18 protein-coding genes are annotated in these 19,249 nt (G+C 64.6%); 10 read left to right on the forward strand and 8 right to left on the reverse strand.

Annotation, left to right across the window (positions count from 1 at the left end):
• Position 1 precedes the first annotated feature (1 nt).
• Together J4G43_RS01650 and J4G43_RS01655 are read left to right on the forward strand one after the other, a co-directional pair.
• Positions 2 to 1,321, forward strand: coding sequence for an SDR family oxidoreductase (locus J4G43_RS01650; RefSeq protein WP_208083875.1), 1,320 nt, complete (start codon positions 2 to 4; stop codon positions 1,319 to 1,321).
• Between the two features lie 60 nt (positions 1,322 to 1,381).
• Positions 1,382 to 1,789, forward strand: a complete 408-nt coding sequence (locus J4G43_RS01655; protein WP_208083876.1) for a thiol-disulfide oxidoreductase DCC family protein — start codon at positions 1,382 to 1,384, stop codon at positions 1,787 to 1,789.
• A gap of 12 nt (positions 1,790 to 1,801) precedes the next feature.
• On the opposite strand, the gene J4G43_RS01660 is transcribed toward J4G43_RS01655, so the two are convergent.
• The 3 genes from J4G43_RS01660 to J4G43_RS01670 all read right to left on the reverse strand — a co-directional run bounded on the left by J4G43_RS01660 (position 1,802) and on the right by J4G43_RS01670 (position 6,116).
• On the reverse strand, positions 1,802 to 3,049 hold the full coding sequence (locus J4G43_RS01660; RefSeq protein WP_208083877.1) for a flavin monoamine oxidase family protein: 1,248 nt from the start codon (positions 3,047 to 3,049) through the stop codon (positions 1,802 to 1,804).
• Between the two features lie 174 nt (positions 3,050 to 3,223).
• Positions 3,224 to 5,050 (reverse strand): translational GTPase TypA, encoded by a 1,827-nt coding sequence (gene typA, locus J4G43_RS01665; protein ID WP_135213907.1) that lies wholly within the window; start codon positions 5,048 to 5,050, stop codon positions 3,224 to 3,226.
• Between the two features lie 289 nt (positions 5,051 to 5,339).
• Positions 5,340 to 6,116 (reverse strand): Crp/Fnr family transcriptional regulator, encoded by a 777-nt coding sequence (locus tag J4G43_RS01670; protein ID WP_208083878.1) that lies wholly within the window; start codon positions 6,114 to 6,116, stop codon positions 5,340 to 5,342.
• 188 nt (positions 6,117 to 6,304) lie between these two features.
• On the opposite strand from J4G43_RS01670, the gene J4G43_RS01675 reads away from it, so the two are divergent.
• On the forward strand, positions 6,305 to 6,688 hold the full coding sequence (locus J4G43_RS01675; RefSeq protein WP_208083879.1) for a response regulator: 384 nt from the start codon (positions 6,305 to 6,307) through the stop codon (positions 6,686 to 6,688).
• A gap of 24 nt (positions 6,689 to 6,712) precedes the next feature.
• On the opposite strand, the gene J4G43_RS01680 is transcribed toward J4G43_RS01675, so the two are convergent.
• Together J4G43_RS01680 and J4G43_RS01685 are read right to left on the reverse strand one after the other, a co-directional pair.
• Positions 6,713 to 8,254 carry an alkaline phosphatase D family protein gene (locus J4G43_RS01680; RefSeq protein ID WP_208083880.1) on the reverse strand — a complete coding sequence of 514 codons (1,542 nt, stop codon included), beginning with the start codon at positions 8,252 to 8,254 and terminating at the stop codon, positions 6,713 to 6,715.
• Positions 8,255 to 8,419: 165 nt separating this feature from the next.
• Positions 8,420 to 9,865 carry a TAXI family TRAP transporter solute-binding subunit gene (locus J4G43_RS01685; RefSeq protein ID WP_208083881.1) on the reverse strand — a complete coding sequence of 482 codons (1,446 nt, stop codon included), beginning with the start codon at positions 9,863 to 9,865 and terminating at the stop codon, positions 8,420 to 8,422.
• 151 nt (positions 9,866 to 10,016) lie between these two features.
• On the opposite strand from J4G43_RS01685, the gene J4G43_RS01690 reads away from it, so the two are divergent.
• Positions 10,017 to 10,319 carry a 4a-hydroxytetrahydrobiopterin dehydratase gene (locus J4G43_RS01690; protein ID WP_028152804.1) on the forward strand — a complete coding sequence of 101 codons (303 nt, stop codon included), beginning with the start codon at positions 10,017 to 10,019 and terminating at the stop codon, positions 10,317 to 10,319.
• Between the two features lie 91 nt (positions 10,320 to 10,410).
• Complete coding sequence (locus tag J4G43_RS01695) at positions 10,411 to 10,794, forward strand: YkvA family protein (protein ID WP_166105110.1); 384 nt, start codon at positions 10,411 to 10,413, stop codon at positions 10,792 to 10,794.
• Between the two features lie 253 nt (positions 10,795 to 11,047).
• On the opposite strand, the gene J4G43_RS01700 is transcribed toward J4G43_RS01695, so the two are convergent.
• The 3 genes from J4G43_RS01700 to J4G43_RS01710 all read right to left on the reverse strand — a co-directional run bounded on the left by J4G43_RS01700 (position 11,048) and on the right by J4G43_RS01710 (position 14,442).
• Positions 11,048 to 12,202, reverse strand: a complete 1,155-nt coding sequence (locus J4G43_RS01700; protein ID WP_028152802.1) for a TAXI family TRAP transporter solute-binding subunit — start codon at positions 12,200 to 12,202, stop codon at positions 11,048 to 11,050.
• A gap of 18 nt (positions 12,203 to 12,220) precedes the next feature.
• Positions 12,221 to 13,072: a hypothetical protein gene (locus tag J4G43_RS01705; RefSeq protein WP_208083882.1), complete on the reverse strand. Its 852-nt coding sequence runs from the start codon at positions 13,070 to 13,072 to the stop codon at positions 12,221 to 12,223.
• Between the two features lie 395 nt (positions 13,073 to 13,467).
• Positions 13,468 to 14,442 (reverse strand): NADPH:quinone oxidoreductase family protein, encoded by a 975-nt coding sequence (locus J4G43_RS01710; RefSeq protein WP_014490699.1) that lies wholly within the window; start codon positions 14,440 to 14,442, stop codon positions 13,468 to 13,470.
• 240 nt (positions 14,443 to 14,682) lie between these two features.
• Here J4G43_RS01710 and J4G43_RS01715 point away from each other — a divergent pair, with 240 nt between their 5' ends.
• From J4G43_RS01715 to J4G43_RS01735, 5 genes are all read left to right on the forward strand, one after another.
• On the forward strand, positions 14,683 to 15,522 hold the full coding sequence (locus J4G43_RS01715; protein WP_208083883.1) for an SDR family oxidoreductase: 840 nt from the start codon (positions 14,683 to 14,685) through the stop codon (positions 15,520 to 15,522).
• Positions 15,523 to 15,627: 105 nt separating this feature from the next.
• Positions 15,628 to 16,275: an invasion associated locus B family protein gene (locus tag J4G43_RS01720; protein ID WP_208083884.1), complete on the forward strand. Its 648-nt coding sequence runs from the start codon at positions 15,628 to 15,630 to the stop codon at positions 16,273 to 16,275.
• A gap of 218 nt (positions 16,276 to 16,493) precedes the next feature.
• On the forward strand, positions 16,494 to 17,696 hold the full coding sequence (rlmN, locus tag J4G43_RS01725; protein ID WP_071908693.1) for a dual-specificity RNA methyltransferase RlmN: 1,203 nt from the start codon (positions 16,494 to 16,496) through the stop codon (positions 17,694 to 17,696).
• 169 nt (positions 17,697 to 17,865) lie between these two features.
• Positions 17,866 to 18,360 (forward strand): hypothetical protein, encoded by a 495-nt coding sequence (locus J4G43_RS01730; RefSeq protein ID WP_063980357.1) that lies wholly within the window; start codon positions 17,866 to 17,868, stop codon positions 18,358 to 18,360.
• A 54-nt stretch (positions 18,361 to 18,414) separates the two neighbouring features.
• Positions 18,415 to 19,191 carry a phosphatase PAP2 family protein gene (locus J4G43_RS01735; RefSeq protein ID WP_085402964.1) on the forward strand — a complete coding sequence of 259 codons (777 nt, stop codon included), beginning with the start codon at positions 18,415 to 18,417 and terminating at the stop codon, positions 19,189 to 19,191.
• The last annotated feature ends 58 nt before the right edge of the window (positions 19,192 to 19,249 follow it).

Consider the following 19,249-nt stretch of genomic DNA (forward strand, 5'->3'; position numbering starts at 1 on the left):
GATGACCCAGCAAACTGTTTTGGTGCTCGGCGCCTCCGGCCTGATCGGGCGCTTCGTCACCGACGATCTGCGCGTGCGGGGATTTCGCGTGGTCGGCGTCGCACGCAGCCTGTCGCCCGCGCAGAAGATGAGCGCACTGGACATCGAGCAGCCGATCCTGTCGCTCGACGCATCCGCGCTGATGCGCCTCTTCCGCGAGCACGCCGTCGACGTCGTCGTGAACTGTCTCGGTGTGCTCCAGGATGGTCCCGGCAGCGACACCGGCGCGGTGCATCGCGATTTCGTCGCGCGCCTGCTTCAGGCGATCGCCGACAGCGACCGCGTGATCCGGCTGGTGCACATCTCGATCCCCGGGACCGCGGAGGCGGATCGCACCGCCTTCGCGACGACCAAGCGCGCGGCCGAACGCCTGATTGCAGCCGCCGGCATTCCCCACGCTGTCCTGCGGCCCGGATTCGTCGTCGCACCCTCAGCCTATGGCGGCCGCGCCATGCTGCGCGCGCTCGCCGCCTTTCCGCTCGACCTGCCCGGGGAGGAGATGTCGACGCCATCCCAGTCCGTCGCAGTCGAGGACATTTCGGCCACCATCGCCTGGCTCGCCGCGCGCGATATCGACGACGCCTCGGTCAAAGCCGTGACGTGGGACCTGATGCAGGCCGAGGCACTCACCATGGCCAGCGTCATCAAACAGTTCCGCTACGCCTTCGGGACGGCCGGCTGGCCGCGCCTCGCGATGCCGTCCTTCATGCTCGATCTCGGCGCGAAAATCGGCGATCTCGCCAATTATCTCGGCTGGATGCCGCCGATGCGTTCCACCGCCATCGCCGAGCTGCGCCGCGGCGTGACCGGCGATCCCTCCACGTGGATCGCCGCCACGGGCATCGCGCCGAAGACGTTGGCTGATGCGATCGGGCGCCATCCCGCCACCATCCAGGACAAATGGTTCGCGCGGCTGTTCCTGATCAAGGCGCTGATCTTCGCCAGCCTGGTCGCGTTCTGGCTCGTCTCCGGCTTCATCGCGCTGTTCGTCTCCTATCGCGCCGCCGCCGGCATCCTGACCGCGCACAATTTTTCGCCCGCACTGGTCGATCCCATCACCATCGGGACCAGCCTGATGGACATGAGCATCGGCGCGCTGATCGCCTTCCGCCGCACCGCGGCGATCGGTTTGGTCGCAGGCATCGTCGCCTCGCTCGGCTATATGGTCGGTGCGGCGATCCTCACGCCGGACCTCTGGATCGAGCCGCTCGGCGCGCTGGTGAAGACAGGGCCGGCGATCGTGCTGATGCTGGTCGCGCTGCTGATGCTGGATAATCGATAGCGTTTTCGAGCGAAGTGGATCCCGGTTCGCGTGAAGAAAACGCGTAAGATAGAGAGACTGATGCCCAAATGGCCCGACGACGACGTGATCCTGTTCGACGGCGTCTGCATCTTCTGCTCGCGCTGGGTCCGCTTTGTTGCCAAGCGCGATACGGCGAAGCGCTTTCGCTTCACGCCGATCCAGTCGGAGTACGGCGCAAAGCTCGCGCGGACCTTTGGCATCGATCCTGACGATCCCGACACCAATGCCGTGGTTCACGGCGGAGTGGTCTTTATGAAGTCCGACGCTGCGCTGACCGTGCTGTCGCATCTGCCGGGATGGAGTTGGGTGCGCGCGTTGTTTGCCGTGCCAAAACTGCTGCGGGACCCCGTGTACAGCCTCGTCGCGCGCAACCGCTATCGCATCTTCGGGAAGTATGACGCCTGCTTCGTGCCGGATGCGGATTTGCGGGCGCGGGTGATTGAGTGACGTAGCCGGCGCTTACGGCTTGCCTGAAGCCGCCAGCACTTCCTTCGCCGCGCGCTCTCCGCTGTCCCTGGCCCCGTGCGCCGTCGTGAAGAAGCTTGGCGACGTCGCTTCCCCCGCGAAGAACAGCCGCCCATCCACTGGCGCAGCCAGCACGGCCCGGTCACCAGCGTGCCCCGGCAGGGCGTGTGAATACGATCCTCTCGCGAAGGGGGCGTGGGCCCAGCGCGACTCGTAGAGCGGCTTGAGCTTTCGCCTGATGTCGTTGCCGAGAAAGCCTGCGATCTCGTCGATGCTGTGCGCGGCGATGGCGCCGTCGCCGGCGTCTTCCAGCTCGCGGGCGAAGCTGCCGCCGAAAAAGCCCTCGATGCAGGGCTGGCCGAACGGGCGGATGTGGTAGGTGCCTATCTCGGTGCGCATGGTGGCGCCGCGCAGATTACCCTCTTTCGGAAAGGCTTCTGCATCGTCGAGCGCCAGCGTCACCTTGTCGTCGACGCCGAGCGGCAGGCCGGCTGCCGCATCGACCTTGGCGGGCAGCGGCGGTGAGAAGCGGATCGCCTCATCGGCGATGAGATTGGTCGGAACGGTGACGATCACCTTGTCGGCGGTCAGCGTGCCCTGCGATGTCTCGAGGCGGATGCGCTGGCCGGAATGATCGATCAGCGTGACATTGCAGCCCAAGGCCACCGGGTAGGGGGCGCCATAGGCCACGATCAGTGCGCCATAGCCACGGCGGACGCGCCAGTTGAGGTCGCTGTCCTCGTAGGCGTCCCAGTCCAGCGTCGACATGTCCTTCAGTTCGCAGCCGTTGATGTAGGTCGAGACGGCGTCGATCATGGGATTCCAGCGATTGCCGGGATCGAGGCTCAGGCTCGCGGGCTCGTCCTTGCCCTTTTGCGCGGCGTGCCACAGGCGTTCGTAGAACGCGTCCATCGCGCGCATGAAATCGTCGCGCTCGGCCTGCGGAAACGCGTTGCCGAAGGCGCGCTCGCGCCAGGGCGGCAGGTCCTTGTTGAGCTCGAGGCCGAGCTGCTTGGCGATTCCGACGAAGGAATTCTTGTCGGCGGAGTGCAGCCAGCCGCAGCCGACGTCGAAGGTCACCTCAGGCGAGGCCTGCACGGTCCAGGCGCGTCCGCCAATCCGGTCACGCGCCTCCAGCACGATCACGGAGAGGCCGGAGTCAGCCAGCGCATGCGCCGCGCCGAGGCCGGCTGCGCCGGCGCCGATGATCGCGACGTTGACGGAGGAGGGCAGGGAGGTCATGAGCGGGCTCTAGCACGTTCGCTGGGTGTGCTGAAGTCGCCACGCGCACAGCTGTCATCACCCGCGGAAGCGGGTGATCCAGTATTCCAGAGACATTTGTGGTTGAACCGATAAGCCGCGGCGTACTGGATGCCCCGGTCAAGCCGGGGCATGACAGCGTTGAGAACGGTGGCCTTACGCCACCGCTTCCTTGGACTTTTCCGCGCGCTTGCGCTCGTTCGGGTCGAGGTGCTTCTTGCGCAGGCGGATCGACTTCGGGGTGACCTCGACGAGCTCGTCGTCCTCGATATAGGCGAGCGCCTTTTCCAGCGTCATGCGGATCGGCGGGGTCAGGCGCACCGCTTCGTCCTTGGACGTCGTGCGGATGTTGGTGAGCTGCTTGCCCTTGAGCACGTTGATCTCGAGATCGTTGTCGCGGGTGTGCTCGCCGACGATCATGCCCTTGTAGACCTTCCAGCCCGGCTCGATCATCATCGGGCCGCGGTCTTCCAGCTTGAACATGGCATAGGCCACCGCTTCGCCCTGGTCGTTGGAGATCAGCACACCGTTGCGGCGGCCCTGGATCTCGCCCTTGTACGGGGCGTAGCCGTGGAACAGGCGGTTCATGATCGCGGTGCCGCGGGTGTCGGTGAGCAGTTCGCCCTGATAGCCGATCAGGCCGCGGGTCGGCGCGTAGAACACCAGGCGCAGGCGGTTGCCGCCGGACGGCTTCATCTCGACCAGCTCGGACTTGCGCTCGCTCATCTTCTGCACGACGACGCCGGAATGCTCCTCGTCGACGTCGATCACGACTTCCTCGATCGGCTCCATGGTGGCGCCGGTCGCTTCGTCCTTCTGGTACACGACGCGCGGGCGCGACACCGAGAGCTCGAAGCCTTCGCGGCGCATGGTCTCGATCAGGATCGCGAGCTGCAATTCGCCGCGGCCGGACACTTCCATCGCATCCTTGTCGGTGGCCTCGACGACGCGCAACGCGACGTTACCCTCGGCTTCGCGCAGCAGACGGTCGCGGATCATGCGGCTCGTCACCTTGTCGCCTTCAGTGCCGGCGAGCGGGGAGTTGTTGACGATGAACGACATCGACACGGTCGGCGGGTCGATCGGCTGCGCCGGCAGCGGCACCTCGACGGTCGGATCGCAGAAGGTGTCGGCGACGGTGCCCTTGGTCAGGCCGGCAATGGCGACGATGTCGCCGGCTTCAGCTTCATCGAGCGGCGTGCGCTCGAGACCGCGGAATGCCAGGATCTTGGTGATGCGCCCGGACTCGACCAGCTTGCCGTCGGCATGCAGCACCTTGACTTGCTGGTTCGGCTTGAGAACGCCGGACGAGATGCGGCCGGTGATGATGCGGCCGAGATAGGGGTTGGCCTCCAGGATGGTACCGATCATCCTGAACGGGCCTTCCTCGACCGTCGGCGGTGCGACGTGGCGCAGGATCAGGTCGAACAGCGGCTCCATGCCCTTGTCCTGCGGACCCTCGGGGCTTTCAGCCATCCAGCCCTGCTTCGCCGACCCATAGAGGATCGGGAAGTCGAGCTGCTCCTCGCTGGCGTCGAGCGCCGCGAACAGGTCGAACACCTCGTTGATGACTTCGGTCGGGCGCGCATCGGGCCGGTCGACCTTGTTGATGACGACGATCGGCTTCAGGCCGACCTTGAGCGCCTTGGAGACCACGAACTTCGTCTGCGGCAGCGGGCCTTCGGCGGCGTCGACCAGCACCAGGGCGCCGTCCACCATGTTCAGGATGCGCTCGACCTCACCACCGAAATCGGCGTGGCCGGGGGTGTCGACGATGTTGACGCGGGTGTCCTTCCACTGCACCGAGGCCGCCTTGGCCAGGATGGTGATGCCGCGCTCACGCTCCAGATCGTTGGAGTCCATGGCGCGATCCGTCACCTTCTGGTTCTCGCGGAACGTACCGGATTGCTGGAGGAGTTTGTCGACCAGGGTCGTCTTGCCGTGGTCGACGTGGGCGATGATGGCGACGTTACGGAGGTTCATGAGTGAGCTTCTTTGCGGTCGGACAATGGGTTAAGCGCGATCTCGCCGGTCGGACCGGGACCTCTTCTCGAAACAACGCTGGAAGACTGGAAACGGGCGCTTTCCGCCCAAAAAGGGCCGCCCGGCCATCTCGACCAGGCACCCTACGCGTTGCGGCGCAATATATGCAAAAACCGCCAAAAAACAATGTGTTCTTTGCTGGTTGGTTGACTGAATTTTGTCCGGGAATCTCCGGGGGTTAGGGTAAATCCAGCACCAAACCGGCCTTTGCTCGGGGACGGGGCCTCGATCAGCCCTGCACCGAGCCGGGGCTGGTCTCCTCGGTCGGATAGACCCCGCGCAGCACCTCCTCGAAGTGCATCTTCACCGCTTCGTTGCACAGGCAGGCGCGCAGGCGCAAGCCGTCGAGATTGCGGACCAGGATCGCGCCGCGTCTTGTATCGAGCACGCCCTCGGCCTTGAACGACTGGAGCACGCGGCTCGCATAGCTGCGGCCGACCCCGAGCAGCGTCGCGAGCTGCTCATGCGTCAGCGGCACGCTGCTCTCGTCGCCGGTCCGCTCCATCGCCGCGATGATCCACTTGGCCGTACGCTGTTCGATGGAGTGGATGGCGTTGCAGGCGGTGGACTGGAACATCTGCGCCAGCATGCAGTCGGCATAGCGGGCGAAAATGTTGCGCAGCGAGGCCGAGCGCATCTTGGCAGCTTCCAGCTTGGCGACGTGAATGCGCGCGAATGGTCCGCCGAATTTCACGCAGATGCGGGTATAGGCCGGCAAAAATCCCTCGCTGACGATGCCGCCCACTGCGCCTTCGCGTCCGACCAGGATGGTCTCGACGTCGCGGCCGTCCTCATTGGGAACGAGAAATGTCGCGAGCGACGGTCCGCAGGGAAAGTGCACGACCTGGACATCGTCGCCGGGACTGTAGAGCAGCTCGTTGGGCCCGGCGGTGTCCAGGGTGACGTGCGGTGCCAGCAGCGCGTAGTCAGCCGGACTCAAGCGCCGCAGCAGATTGTTGGCCGGCCGGCTACCGACTTCGGTTGTCTTGCTGATACGCGCGTCCATCGTAAATCCCCTGCTCTCCTTTCAACACTAGCGAGGTCCGATCATGGGCTGTGTGCACAAGTGGACAGACGTGAAAAACTGTTCTGTGGTGAGTTTCGTTCCGGGAACCCTCCGATGCGCTGGGCGCAGGCGTCGGGATGAGGCTATCCTCGATCGGTAAGAACATGCAGCCCTCGATATCCACCATCATGATACCTGCTCCCCCGGACGGCTCGACCGGCATGCCCGCCGATGTTCTGATCGTTGAGGACTATCCGATCATTGCGATCGATTTCGAGGATCGCCTGCTCGGATTTGGCGTGAGGAGCGTGCGCACCGTGGGGTCGGTGGCGCAGGCGCTGGCGGCGATCGCAGCGCGAGCGCCGGATTTCGCGCTACTCGACGTCGAGCTCGGCCGCGAGAAAAGCTTTGCCGTCGCCGACCGGCTGGCGGCTGCGCAAATTCCCTTCGTCTTCGTGACGGGCTACGGCGCCGAGGATCGGATCGCTCCCGAATTCAAGACGCGGCCGCGGCTGCAAAAGCCGTGTTCGAGCGAAGCGCTGGAGGCCGCGCTGCGCTCGGGCGGCTCCTGATCGCCCGTCGGCGTTCTCCCGGCTTCAGGCAGATTTCGGATCGAGCGTGGTCGACCACAGCGCGACGTCGGCGCGGTCGCGCAAGGTCACCGTCATCTGGCCGGATGCGCCGTCGATCTTGACGTGACCGAAGAACTGCATGCCCGCAGACGGCGGCAGGTTCTGGTTGTCCTTGCCCGGCGCTTTGACGAAGCGCACCTCGGGCCCAAAGGTGTTGTCGAGGGCGTTCGGACCGAAGGGACCCGCATGTAGCGGGCCGGAGACGAATTCCCAGAACGGCTCGAACTCCTGGAATTGCGCCTTGTTCGGATCGTAATAATGCGCGGCGGCGTAGTGCACGTCCGCGGTCAGCCATACCGTGTTGCTGATCGGCGCCATCTTGATGAAGCGCAGGATGTCGGCGATCTCGAACTCGCGGCCGCGTACCGGGCCGTCGCCCTGCGCAATGGCTTCCGATCCGCCCTTCGGCGTGTCCGAGACGACGAGGCTGAGCGGCATGTCGGAGGCGATGACTTTCCATGTGGCGCGCGAGTTGAGGAGGCCGCGCTTGAGCCAGGCGATCTGGTCCGGGCCGAGGAAGTAGCTGGCGGGCCCGTAAGCGGTTTCGAGATTGGCGCCGTTCGGGCCGCGATAGCTGCGCTCGTCGAGCATGAACACGTCGAGATGCGGGCCGTAGGAGATCTGGCGATAGACGCGGCCCGGCTCAACGATGCTCTCCTGCATCGGATACATCTCGTGAAAGGCGCGGCCGGCGCGGGCTGCCAGCAGAGAGATGTCGCGCACCTTGTAGGACGCCGGCAACTCCTTCGACAGCGACCAGTTGTTGGTCACTTCATGGTCGTCCCACTGCACGAAGATCGGCACTTCGGCATTGAAGGCGCGGACGTTGTCGTCGGTGAGATTGTATTTGTGCGCGGCGCGGTACTCGTCCAGCGTCTCCGCGACCTTGGCCTTCTCGGGGATGGTGACGTTCTTCCAGGTCTTGCCATCGGCGAGCTTCACCTCGGATTCGATCGGACCGTCGGCATAGATCGTGTCGCCGGAATGCAGGAAGAAATCCGGGCGATGCTTGCGCATCGCGGAGAAAGTGAACATGCCGCCATCATCGGGATTGATGCCCCAGCCCTGCCCTGCGACATCGCCGCCCCAGACGAAGCTGACGTCGCGACGGTCGGCCGGCGCGGTGCGGAAGCGGCCGACCACTGGTTCGCCCTCGATCGCGGTATGCGAGAGATCGCGAAAGCGGACGCGATAGAAGATGTCCTGTCCGCCCGGCAGGTTCTCGATCAGCATCTTCGCGGTGAAGTCGCTCTCCGGCAGCGCCGCGATCGGCGGCAGCGCGCGGACATCCCTGAAGGACTCGGTCGTGGCCACCTCGACCAGCATCTGCGATGGCCGGTCAGTGCGCGCCCAGACCACGCCACCGTCGACCGTGACGTCGCCGGACTGCACGCCATGCGTAACCGCCGGCCGGTCGGCCGCGCGCGAGAGATGGGGCATCGCGATCACGCCGAGTGCGCCGGCGCTGGTGGTGAGGAAGCGGCGGCGGGAGAATTTGATGTTCATGGCGGCTTCGCTTTTTGTCTCGTGCGCATCTCGCGTCGTCATTCCGGGACGGTCCGAACGACCGGACCCGGAATCTCGAGATTCCGGACTCGCGCTCCGCGCGCTCCGGAATGACAGCGAAAGCTATACTGAGACAGTATGACGCAGCAATAACGCGGCAGGCGTTTACGCGTTGCCGGCGGCCCTGAATTGCGCGCCTGCGCGCTGCAGGCTTTGCGGCATGGCAAACAGCACGGCCTTGCGGTCGGCGACGGCGGCGTGGAACTGGTCGAGCACGATGTTGATGGCGGTGAGCCCGCCCTCTTCGATCGCGCCGTGATCGAAGCAGCGCAGCGTGTCGCGCAGGATTTCGTCAGCCTCGGTTTGCATCTGGTCGAGCTCGTCGGTCGTCCCGCTCTTGCGCGCCGCCGCGATCAGGTCGAACAGGCGGTCGCGCAAATGGCTGTTGTTGTCGCGCTCGTCCTTCTTCAGGTAGCCCGCGAACCAGGCGCCGATCGAGCCCATCGCCGAGAGCGCCATCAGGGTCCACCAGATGTAATCGCTGTATTTGTCGAGGAAGGTCTTTTCCTCGCCGTCGACGAACGCGGCGGCGCCCGGATGCACGGGGATCACCGCATCCTTGTCGGTGTCGGGCGTCTCGATCTTCGCCGCCATCGGGAATTCCGCCACCAGTTGCTGGCGCACGGCGAAGAGCTGGCGCGTGAATGCCGCGATGGTGGTATCGGACACCCCTTTGCGCGCCACGATGTGGTGCGAGAAGCTGATGGTCTTGACCTCGTCATCGGGACGATCGGGCGAGCCGCCATAGGTGCCGGCGGGAATCTCCGATGCTTCGTAGACGGGATGGTTTTGCGCGATCGCGTCCGCGGAATCGATCGCGAGGAACGTCGGCGTGCCGCTGTCCTTGGCGGAAGCCGCGATCGCATCCGAGGTGATCTTGCTGTTGACGGGGCCGGCTGCGAGATAGGCATCGGCCTTCTGGGCCTTGATCGCCTCGGCGGCTTCATTGGCCGGGAACTGTATGACCTCGACCTTGGCGGGATCGACGCCGTATTGCTGGAGGATCACCTTGAGCAAATTGACGTTGGCCTGGGTTCGGCCGATCACCCCGACGCGATGGCCGGCGAGCTGCGCGATCTTGGTGATCTTCGCGCCCTTCTTCTTGCCCTTGCCGGGCACAGACCACAGCACCACGACGTTCTTGCGCAGGGTCGCAACGGCTTGCGCGTTCTTCGGCACGTCGACGTCGCCGCGCACGATGGCGAGATCGACCTTGTTTTCCGCGAGCGCATCGGCGCTGGCGGTGGCACCGTCGGTCTGGATCGGGCGTAGCCGCACAAAGCTCTTGTGCTGCGCGAAAGCCTGCGTCAGCGCCTGCACCACCTTGAGGTCGTCGCTATTGGCCGGACCGACCGCGATCTTCAACGTCACCGGACGCATCGCGAAGTAGTATCCGCCGACGAGCGCGCCGATGATCGCAAGCACCAGCGCCAGAGACACGAGCGCCGTCTTCCGCGCCGCTGATCGCGGCGAAGGCGGGGTGGGCGCTTCGGCCAGGTCCAATCCCCCGGTCATCGATCTCCCAAACAGGCGCTTGAGGCTCAGTTTCATCTTGGCCGGCGATTTACACCTGTAATCATAGCAAATTTCTTGTCCCGCGGGGTTACATCTCCGTCATGGTTAGCGGATGGACGAAATCCGGTCTGAACCAGGGCCATATGCACGGTGTTAGGGTAAAGTTCCCCTGAAAATGGAGGCGATCATGGCAGAGCGGCTGACGCCGGAAGCACGCAAGCAGGCACTGGGCGCCATACCGGGCTGGACCGAGGTTCAGGGCCGCGACGCCATCGGGAAGACCTTTGTCTTCAAGGATTTCAACGAGGCGTTCGGGTTCATGACCCGCGCGGCGCTGGTTGCCGAGAAAATGGATCACCACCCCGAATGGCGCAACGTCTACAAGACGGTGGAGGTGGTGCTGTCGACCCATGACGCCGGCGGCGTCACCAAGCTCGACATCGAGCTCGCCAGGACGATGAACACGATCGCCAAGCTGACAGCTACCTGACACCTTGCGAGGATCGGCTGCATCCCCATGTTGTGATCAGCAGGAGATGCGGCCATCTGCCGCCCCTGGCTGAACGGGGAGTTTGTCGAACATGGCTGCCGAACACAGCGTCGGCTTCGAGCCGGCCGATCGGCTCGCGGAGGATCATGAGAGCGTGCGCCGCCGTTTCTGGCGCAAGCTGAAGCGTGTCGCCGTGCAATTGCCGTTCGCGGAAGACCTGCTCGCGGCTTATTACTGTGCGTTTGACCGGCAGACGCCGCGCCATGTCCAGGCGTCGCTGCTCGGAGCGATCGCCTATTTCATCCTGCCGTTCGATTTCGTCCCCGACGTGATGCCGATCCTCGGCTTCACCGATGACGCCGCCGTGCTCGCCACCGCCATCCGCATGGTCGCCAGCCACATCACGACGGAGCACCGCGAAGCCGCCCGCGCCGTGCTGAAGCGCGGGGTGGATGGTGCGGAGGCGGCGCAGTAGGCGTTGTTGGCGACACGCCGTGGCCACGTCCACCGCTGTCATTCCCCGCGACCCGGCTACGCCAAGGCTTCGCCGGGGTTGCGGTCCAGGGCAGCCGAAGCTTTAGCGTAGGCGGCAGGCGGGGAATCCAGTACGCCGCGGCCTCTCGATTCAATCACTGACGTCACGGAGTACTGGATCGCCCGGTCAAGCCGGGCGATGACAGCGAGTGTGTGAGTGCCGCTTGCGACACCATCGGCCGCAATGCCGCTCGTTACTTCTTCTCCGCCCGCGCGTTCCCCGCGTCCCATGCCTGGAATTGCTTGAACAGCGCTTCCCTGTCTGCGTCGGACACCTTCTGGGCCGCGGGGTTCTGCTTGAGGAACGCCTCGAAGCGCTCCCGGGTCACCGGTTCGACGCCGTGCTTGTCGAGCCATTGCTGCGCCACCGGCAATCTGTTCCAGCCCGTCAGAGGTGCCGGGAGCGAGACTTCCTTCCACTTGGGATGGAAAGGCGGGTTCTGCAGGGTCGGGAATTTCGTGAAGAACGCATCCACGAACAGCGCAAGCTTACGGTAACGGTCGGTGTTGGGCGCCCAGTTGTAGGCCGCGAGCACCGCCGGCACCGCGATGGTGTCCACGTTCTCGCCTTCCTTGATCAGGTTCGGATAGTCTTTGGCGGTCAGCGTCGCCGGCAGATAGTCGCTCTGGAGCGGCTTTGCATAGTCGACCCCCGCGAGGTGGAAGCGGCCGTCATTGCTGAAGGTCGACACTGACTTGTACGGCTTGCCGCCGACCACGATGACGGCGTCGATCTCGCCGGCTTTCAGCTTCTCCATTGCGATGCGCTGCTCGACATAGACGAAGTTCGCCTTGATCCCGAGCCGTTCGAACACCGTCAGCGCGGTGACGAAGGTCCCGCCATTGGGCAGATCGACGCTGACCTTCTTGCCCTCGAGATCCTTCAGCGTCGCGACCGATTTCGGCGCGATCACCTGCATCTCTTCATTGTAGAGCTTGGTCACATAGGTGAACTGCTTCTTGATGTCCTTGGCAAAGCCCTTGCGCTCGAGATAGTCGAGCGTGTCCGCCCGCACGATGCCGAGATCGACGCCTTGCAGGAACAGAATGTCGGCGACGCTCTGCACCGAGCCGCGGCCGACGATCGGTAGCACGCGGATCTTGTTGCCGTCGTCGAGCACGGAGGCGAGGTCGGCGCCGAACTGCACGTAGGTGCCGCCGATCGTGCCGGTGATCAGCGTGACCGTATTGGCGTTCAGCGACTGCTTGGTCGAGGTCGAGCCGAACTGGAAGATGGCCTTCAGGCCGTCCGAGACCTTGGCCGGATCGTACTCGGTCTGCTCGGCGCGTGCCGCGAACGCGCAAATCGTCATGATGGCGGCAACCGCCATTCCCAAAGCGTTACGCATGATACCCTCTGAAAAGTTCTAGTTCTGAAGCTGAGCGAGGCGCTGCCGCGCCTCCGCCGATCCGAGTGCCGCGGCCTTCTGGTACCAGTCACGCGCGACGGTCGCGTCGCCGGCGATGCTCCGCGCGTCGCTGGTGCCCAGCACGGCCGGGTCATAGGTCTGCGCCAGCAGAAACGCGGCCGTTGCATCCTGTGCATTGGCCGCGCGCTCGAGCAGCAGGCGGGCTGCAACAATATCGCCGATCCTCAACAGGCTCTTCGCGCGTGTCATCAGCCCGGCCAGCGTGTCGGCATCGAGCGTCTTGGCTAGCGTCTTGGCGGGCGGAGTGGGCGCCGCGACGGGTGCGGGCGCAGGTATGGGTGCCTGGGCTTGCAGCGCCGTCTGATAGGCGGTCGCGATCGCTTCGCGGCTCGGCGTTGACGGTGCAGGGAGAACCTGCGTGTCGGCGCTCGCCAGCGTCGTGTTGGTCGCGCGGTCCGAATCCTTCAGCGAGCTCTGCGTCATGGCCGGCGTGTTGGCCGACGCCATGGCTTGCTCCGGCGCGATGCCCATCCAGCTAACGGCATTGGCGGGGAAGAGGCCGCGAAAGTCGGACTGATACAGTGTGACCAGAATTGCCAGGGTGGATGCCGTCAGAACGGCCGCGAGAACGCGCGGGACAATTCTGGAGCGCACCTCAATGGGCGCATATTCGCCTGGGTCCGGCGCACCGAGCGGATCGGACAGGAAGAGTGGAATTGGATCGTCCTGCGAAAGATCGGCCCGCGCGGCGCGCGCACGGATAAAGGACGCGGTCGGCGGATGTGATGTGGCTCGATCGGAGTCGAACGCCTTCGACTCCTTCGACGGGCGATGTGCCGTCGTCTCCATGGTCATGCTCCCCATTACTAACGCAACGCAGGGGCAATTCGGCTTAAGTCTTCTTGCTTTTGTCCAAAGTGTCCCGCAAATGGAACCGGTAAAACGCAGTTGGAATCAGCCCAAAAAACGACGACGGTTTGCGCGAATTAGGAAATATTTGGGTTTGATTGAGGCGGAGCGGAGGAATGCACCACGATTTTGGCGGTGATGGTTGAGGAAGGTTTTCCTAGACTCTGCTGACTTTGACCCCGGGGCATCCAGTGGGCCGCGGCGTCTCGGCTGAAATCTCTGGCGTCTCTGAAATCTGGACCGCCCGCCTCAGTACGCAATTGCGCAGAAGGCGGGCGACGACGGTCGCATATGTGGCGAGTGCGTGTGGCAGGCAAGCGCTGCGGCTCACACCATCACGGATGCAGGATCACCTTGCCCATGGCCTGGCGTCCCGCCAGAACCTTCAGTGCGTCGGCGGTTTGTGCCAGCGGGAAGGTGCGGTCGACATGCGAGGAAATCTTTCCTTCCGCGGTCCACTTCACGAGCTTCTCGAGATTGGCGCGGTTCTTGGCCGGGTTGAGCCGGGTCCATGCACCCCAGAACACGCCGCGGATGTCGCAGCCCTTCAGTAGCGCGAGGTTCAGCGGCATCTTCGGAATGTCGCCGGCGGCAAAACCGATCACCAGGAAGCGGCCTTCCCAGGCGATCGAGCGCAGTGCCTGCTCGGCATAGGCGCCACCCACGGGATCGAAGATGATGTCGACACCCTTGCCGCCGGTGAGCTTGCGCAGGCCTTCTTTCAGATCTTCCTTGCCGTAGTTCAGCGTCAGCTCTGCGCCATGCGCTTTCGCGAATTCGAGCTTCTCATCCGACGAGGCGCAGGCGATCACCTTCAGGCCCATCAGCTTGCCGAGCTCGCAGGCGGCCAAGCCGGTGCCGCCGGCTGCGCCCAGCACCGCGAGCGTCTCGCCCGGCTTCGGGCTCGCGCGGTCTTCCAGCGCATGCAGCGCGGTGCCGTAGATGATGATGATGCCGGCTGCGCGGTCATAGTCGAGATTGTCGGGAATCTTCACGATCGATGCCGCCGGCAGCGCGATCTTTTCGCGCGCCCCGTTGTGGCCGCAAGAGGCAACGACGCGATCGCCGACCTTCAGATCGGTCACGCCGGGACCGATGCTCTCGATCACGCCGGCGACTTCGGCCGCGGGCGAGAACGGGAACGGCGGCTTGATCTGGTACTTGCCCTGAATCATCAGGATGTCGAAGAAGTTCAGCGCCGCCGCCTTGATCGCGATCACCGCTTCGCCGGGACCTGCCACCGGATCCGGCACGTCGGCAAGCACGAGATCATCGGGCTGGCAATATTGCGAGCAGAGGATGGCTTTCATGGCGGCACCTTCTTGAGAAGTAAGCAGTGGGCGTTTCGAGCGGAATTATAGTTGATTGGGTTTTGCCGGATTTAGGCACGGGCGACAATCCGGATTCTTTGTCTGAGGCTACGCGCCGGCTTATCCTCGTCATTGCGAGCGAAGCGAAGCAATCCAGAGTCCGTCCCGCGGAAATAGTCTGGATTGCTTCGTCGCTTCGCTCCTCGCAATGACGGCTTACGTGGAAAGAGGATTCAAACGATGTTTGAAACAGGTCTGCTCAGGGACAAGCGCATCCTCGTCACCGGCGGCGGCTCCGGCCTCGGCGCCGCGATGGGACGTCGCTTTCTCGCGCTTGGCGCCGAGCTCGTGATCTGCGGCCGCAAGCTCGACCGGCTGGAAGCGACGGCGAGCGAGATGCGCGCGCAGACCGGCGGCAAGGTCACCACGATCGCCTGCGATGTCCGTGACGGTGGCGCCGTCGAGAGCATGATGGACGCGATCTGGCGCGAGGCGCCACTCGATATTCTCGTCAACAACGCTGCCGCAACCTTCATCGCGCAGAGCGAGCATCTGTCGTTTCGCGCCGCGGACGCGATCCTCGCGCCGACGCTGCATGGCGCGATGTATTGCACGCTCGCCGCCGGCAAGCGCTGGATCGACGGCAAGAACAATGGCGTCGTGCTCTCGATCCTCTCGACCTCGACCATCACCGGCCGCGCCTTCACGGTTCCCTCGGCGATGGCGAAGTCGGCGGTGCTGGCGATGACCAGGAGTCTCGCGGCTGAGTGGGGCCCGAAGGGCATCCGCACCGTCGCGATCGCCCCGGGCCCGTTCCCGACCGCGGGCGCCTCGGGGCAGCTCCGTCCTGAGGGCCGCGACGAAGGGTGGACCGCCCGGAACCCGATGGGGCGTACCGGCGAGCACAGTGAGCTCGCCGACCTCGCCAGCTTCCTGGTCTCGGACCGTGCCGGTTACATCAATGGCGAGATGGTCGTGATCGACGGTGGCGCGCATTTGCGCAGCTCCGGCGCCGAGGATTTGTTGCGCTGGACCGACGCGCAATGGGCCGAGCAGCGGGCTGCGCGATCCAAAGGCTAAGCCGCTAACTGCCTTCCCAAATTGGACTTTCCCGGTTATCCCTGCCGGGGGACAAAGCGCGGCCGGGCCATCTTCCAGTCACAATATTGAGGGAACCACTCCAGCATGTGGCGGGTGCTGATTTTAGCCTTGATGACGGGCGCTATGGCCGTGGGAATCACCGATTCCGCGCGGGCGCAGACGACGCAACCGGCGCCCAAAGCCGCGCCAAAGGCGGCTGCACCGGCGGCCAATACAGCTCCAAAGACCGCAGCAAAGCCCGAGAGCAAGCCGGTGGCTCCAGCCACGGCGGTTGCGGGCGGCGCGGAGCCGACCCTGATCGGCCAGTTCGGCACCTGGGGCGCCTATTCGGCCACACCCAACGGCAAGAAGGTCTGCTTCGCGCTGGCGAAGCCGTCGTCGTCGAAGACCAACCCGCCGAACCGCCCGCGCGATCCCGCCTATGCCTTCGTTTCGACCCGGCCGGCGGAAAAGGTGAACAACGAAGTCTCGGTCATGATCGGCTATGCGCTGAAGCCGGGCTCGGAATCCTCGGTCGAGGTCGGCGGCGCCGCTTTCGCGATGTACACGCAGGGCGACGGCCTCTGGATCAAGAACGCGGCCGAGGAAGAGCGGATGGTCGAAGCCATGCGCAAATCCGCCGATCTCGTGGTCAAGGGTGTCTCGGCCAAGGGAACGGAGACGACTGATACGTTTTCGCTGAAGGGTCTCGCTCAGGCGCTCGACCGGATCGCCCAGGATTGCAGGCGGTAGGACTGCCGGCGTTAAGCCTGCAGGTGGTATCACGGTCGCAATCGGCGGTTCCGGTTGCTATATAAGGGTATCCCAAAGGTGTAGCCGTCATGGCCGGGCTAAAGCGCGAAGCGCGTCTTCGCACCAGATGTCCCGGCCATCCACGCGCTAGCAACGGGCGGAACAGAACGTGGATGCCCGGGACAAGCCCGGGCATGACGAGAGATATCAGGCAACCAATGCAACCGACGACCGAGCCGCACAACGCAATACTGGTGGAGAAGACTCCGCTCGAAACCTATGTGCCGCCGGCCAGGCCCTCGCTGATCGGCCTGTCGCGCAGCGAGCTTGCCGACCGCCTCGGCGAGATCGGCGTTGCGCCCGCGCAGCGCAAGATGCGCGTCCAGCAGCTGTGGCACTGGCTCTATTTCCGCGGCGCCCAAAGCTTCGACGATATGACGTCGATCTCGAAGGGCATTCGCGCCGAGCTCGCGCAGCATTTCACCGTCGACCGTCCCGAAGTCGTGGCCGAGCAGATCTCCAACGACGGCACCCGCAAATGGCTGCTGCGGCTGCCGAGTGGCGACAATGTCGAGCGTGCCCATGAAGTCGAGTGCGTCTACATCCCCGAGACCGATCGCGGCACGCTTTGCGTTTCCTCCCAGGTCGGCTGCACGCTGAACTGCTCCTTCTGTCACACCGGCACGCAGCGGCTGGTGCGCAATCTCACCGCCGGCGAGATCGTCGGACAGGTGATGGTCGCGCGCGACCGCCTCAATGACTGGGCCGATCGCGAGGACGGCACGCGCCGCGTCACCAACATCGTGATGATGGGCATGGGCGAGCCGCTCTACAATTTCGATGCGGTGCGCGACGCGCTGCTCATCGTCGGCGACAATGAAGGCATCGGCATCTCCCGTCGCCGCATCACGCTGTCGACCTCGGGCGTAGTGCCGAACATCGTGCGCGCGGGCGACGAGATCGGCGTCATGCTCGCGATCTCGCTGCATGCGGTGCGCGACGAGCTGCGCAACGAGCTTGTGCCGCTCAACCGCAAATACCCGATCAAGGAGCTATTGCAGGCCTGCCGCGACTATCCCGGCGCATCGAATGCCCGCCGCATCACCTTCGAATATGTGATGCTCAAGGGCGTCAACGATTCGCTCGACGATGCGAAGCTGCTGGTGAAGCTGCTCAAGGGCATTCACGCCAAGATCAACCTGATCCCGTTCAATCCCTGGCCCGGCACCGCCTATGAATGCTCGGACTGGGACCAGATCGAAAAATTCTCCGAATACATCTTCAACGCCGGCTATTCCTCGCCGGTGCGCACCCCGCGCGGCCGCGACATCCTCGCCGCCTGCGGCCAGCTCAAGTCGGAGACGGAAAAGCTCAGCGCCCGCGAGCGCCAGGCGCTCCGCGCCATGGCGATGACGGATTGAGGATGCGTGCCCACGCTCTCGCATCCCCGTCATTGCGAGCGCAGCGAAGCAATCCAGATTCCCTCCGCGGAGACAGTCTGGATTGCTTCGTCGTGGAGCCTGTCATCCGGCCCGCCGAAGGCGGGACCGGGTGGCTCCTCGCAATGACGGCGAGGTGAGCTTTCCCGTCATGTCCCTGATCGGCCGCCTCATCGTCATCTTCATCGGCTTCCTCGCCGCCTGCTTCGTCGGCGGCATGATCGTCGTCGTCGCGCTGTTGTTTCCGGAGTTTGCCGATCTCGGCGCCGGTCCGGTCGACCAGGGCGCGATCGACATTCTGCTCGGCTTCGGCTTCATCTTCGTCTCGGGCTTTGCGCTGGTTCCGGCGGCGGTGATCGTCGCGATCACCGAAGCGCTCTATATCCGCAGCGCGCTCGCTTATGCCGTGGGTGGCGGCGTAGTTGGCCTAGCCTGCTATCTCGGCCTCATCCCCTTCCACTCCGATACACTCCAGTTCGAAGGCATCGTGCGGCGGCATCTGGAGATCATGACGGGCGCGGGCATCGTCTCCGGCGTGGTCTATTGGCTGATTGCCGGCCGCAATGCCGGCGCCTGGCGCAATCCGCCGCCCCCGCACAAGCCGCCTCCGCCGCTCCCGTCGAATTCAAGGCCGGATGCGCGATGAGTCGCGCCGCTTCCGGGGTTTTCATCTCCTCCCCACTCCGCTAAACCGCGCGCCATGAACCGGACTGGACTCTTCATCGCCCTGGCGCTGTGGCTTGTAATCGGCGTCGTTTTCGGCCTCTATCCCGAGCTCGATCTCAAGCTCGCCGCACTGTTCTTCGACCCCGAGACGAAGACGTTTCCGCTCAAGCTGAATGAGTGGGCGGGCGTCGCGCGCGACGCCGCCATGTGGGTCGCCTGGGCATTCGTGCTGCCGCCGCTGGTCGCGCTTGTGGTCAAGATGATCCGACCCGACCGGCCGCTGATGGTATCGGGGCGCGCGATCGTATTCCTGCTGGTCACCATCATCATGTCGGCAGGCATCCTCACCAATCTCACCTTCAAGACCTATTGGGGACGGCCGCGTCCGGTGGTGGTGACTGAGTTTGCCGGCGACCAGCAATTCGTGCCGTGGTGGGATCCGCGCGGCGATTGCGCGCGCAACTGCTCGTTCTTCTCGGGCGAGGGCGCGACCGCGTTCTGGACGCTGGCGCCGGCTGCGCTGGCGCCGCCGGCATGGCGGCCGCTCGCCTATGCCGGTGCGGTTGTGTTCGGCATGGTCACCAGCGGGCTGCGGATGGCCTTCGGCGGCCACTTCTTCACGGACGTCTCGATCGCCGGCCTCGTCACCTTCGTCGTGATCTGGTTCGCCTACGCGCTGATTTACCGCTGGCCGCGGACCCGGTTCTCGGACGAGGCGGTCGATGCCGCCCTGACCCGGCTGAACATGCCCGCCTACCGGCTCCGCCAGCGCCTGTTCGGCCGCAAGACAGGCCCCGAGCCGTCGATTTGAGGCATTAAATGCGTGCCGAGGCGTGCGAAATTTGATATTCGCGCGGTCAACCCACAAA

This window comes from Bradyrhizobium barranii subsp. barranii (assembly GCF_017565645.3).
Taxonomy (GTDB): Bacteria; Pseudomonadota; Alphaproteobacteria; order Rhizobiales; family Xanthobacteraceae; genus Bradyrhizobium; species Bradyrhizobium barranii.

What these genes read in the sequence shown, in the direction of transcription:
- J4G43_RS01700 (WP_028152802.1), bottom strand. Translation starts at nt 12,202, where the DNA reads ATGCGTAACGCTTTGGGAATGGCGGTTGCCGCCATCATGACGATTTGC.
- J4G43_RS01710 (WP_014490699.1), bottom strand. Translation starts at nt 14,442, where the DNA reads ATGAAAGCCATCCTCTGCTCGCAATATTGCCAGCCCGATGATCTCGTG.
- J4G43_RS01730 (WP_063980357.1), top strand. Translation starts at nt 17,866, where the DNA reads ATGTCCCTGATCGGCCGCCTCATCGTCATCTTCATCGGCTTCCTCGCC.
- J4G43_RS01695 (WP_166105110.1), top strand. Translation starts at nt 10,411, where the DNA reads ATGGCTGCCGAACACAGCGTCGGCTTCGAGCCGGCCGATCGGCTCGCG.
- typA (WP_135213907.1), bottom strand. Translation starts at nt 5,050, where the DNA reads ATGAACCTCCGTAACGTCGCCATCATCGCCCACGTCGACCACGGCAAG.
- J4G43_RS01660 (WP_208083877.1), bottom strand. Translation starts at nt 3,049, where the DNA reads ATGACCTCCCTGCCCTCCTCCGTCAACGTCGCGATCATCGGCGCCGGC.
- J4G43_RS01680 (WP_208083880.1), bottom strand. Translation starts at nt 8,254, where the DNA reads ATGAACATCAAATTCTCCCGCCGCCGCTTCCTCACCACCAGCGCCGGC.
- J4G43_RS01715 (WP_208083883.1), top strand. Translation starts at nt 14,683, where the DNA reads ATGTTTGAAACAGGTCTGCTCAGGGACAAGCGCATCCTCGTCACCGGC.
- J4G43_RS01650 (WP_208083875.1), top strand. Translation starts at nt 2, where the DNA reads ATGACCCAGCAAACTGTTTTGGTGCTCGGCGCCTCCGGCCTGATCGGG.
- J4G43_RS01655 (WP_208083876.1), top strand. Translation starts at nt 1,382, where the DNA reads ATGCCCAAATGGCCCGACGACGACGTGATCCTGTTCGACGGCGTCTGC.
- rlmN (WP_071908693.1), top strand. Translation starts at nt 16,494, where the DNA reads ATGCAACCGACGACCGAGCCGCACAACGCAATACTGGTGGAGAAGACT.
- J4G43_RS01720 (WP_208083884.1), top strand. Translation starts at nt 15,628, where the DNA reads ATGTGGCGGGTGCTGATTTTAGCCTTGATGACGGGCGCTATGGCCGTG.
- J4G43_RS01735 (WP_085402964.1), top strand. Translation starts at nt 18,415, where the DNA reads ATGAACCGGACTGGACTCTTCATCGCCCTGGCGCTGTGGCTTGTAATC.
- J4G43_RS01685 (WP_208083881.1), bottom strand. Translation starts at nt 9,865, where the DNA reads ATGAAACTGAGCCTCAAGCGCCTGTTTGGGAGATCGATGACCGGGGGA.
- J4G43_RS01705 (WP_208083882.1), bottom strand. Translation starts at nt 13,072, where the DNA reads ATGGAGACGACGGCACATCGCCCGTCGAAGGAGTCGAAGGCGTTCGAC.
- J4G43_RS01670 (WP_208083878.1), bottom strand. Translation starts at nt 6,116, where the DNA reads ATGGACGCGCGTATCAGCAAGACAACCGAAGTCGGTAGCCGGCCGGCC.
- J4G43_RS01690 (WP_028152804.1), top strand. Translation starts at nt 10,017, where the DNA reads ATGGCAGAGCGGCTGACGCCGGAAGCACGCAAGCAGGCACTGGGCGCC.
- J4G43_RS01675 (WP_208083879.1), top strand. Translation starts at nt 6,305, where the DNA reads ATGATACCTGCTCCCCCGGACGGCTCGACCGGCATGCCCGCCGATGTT.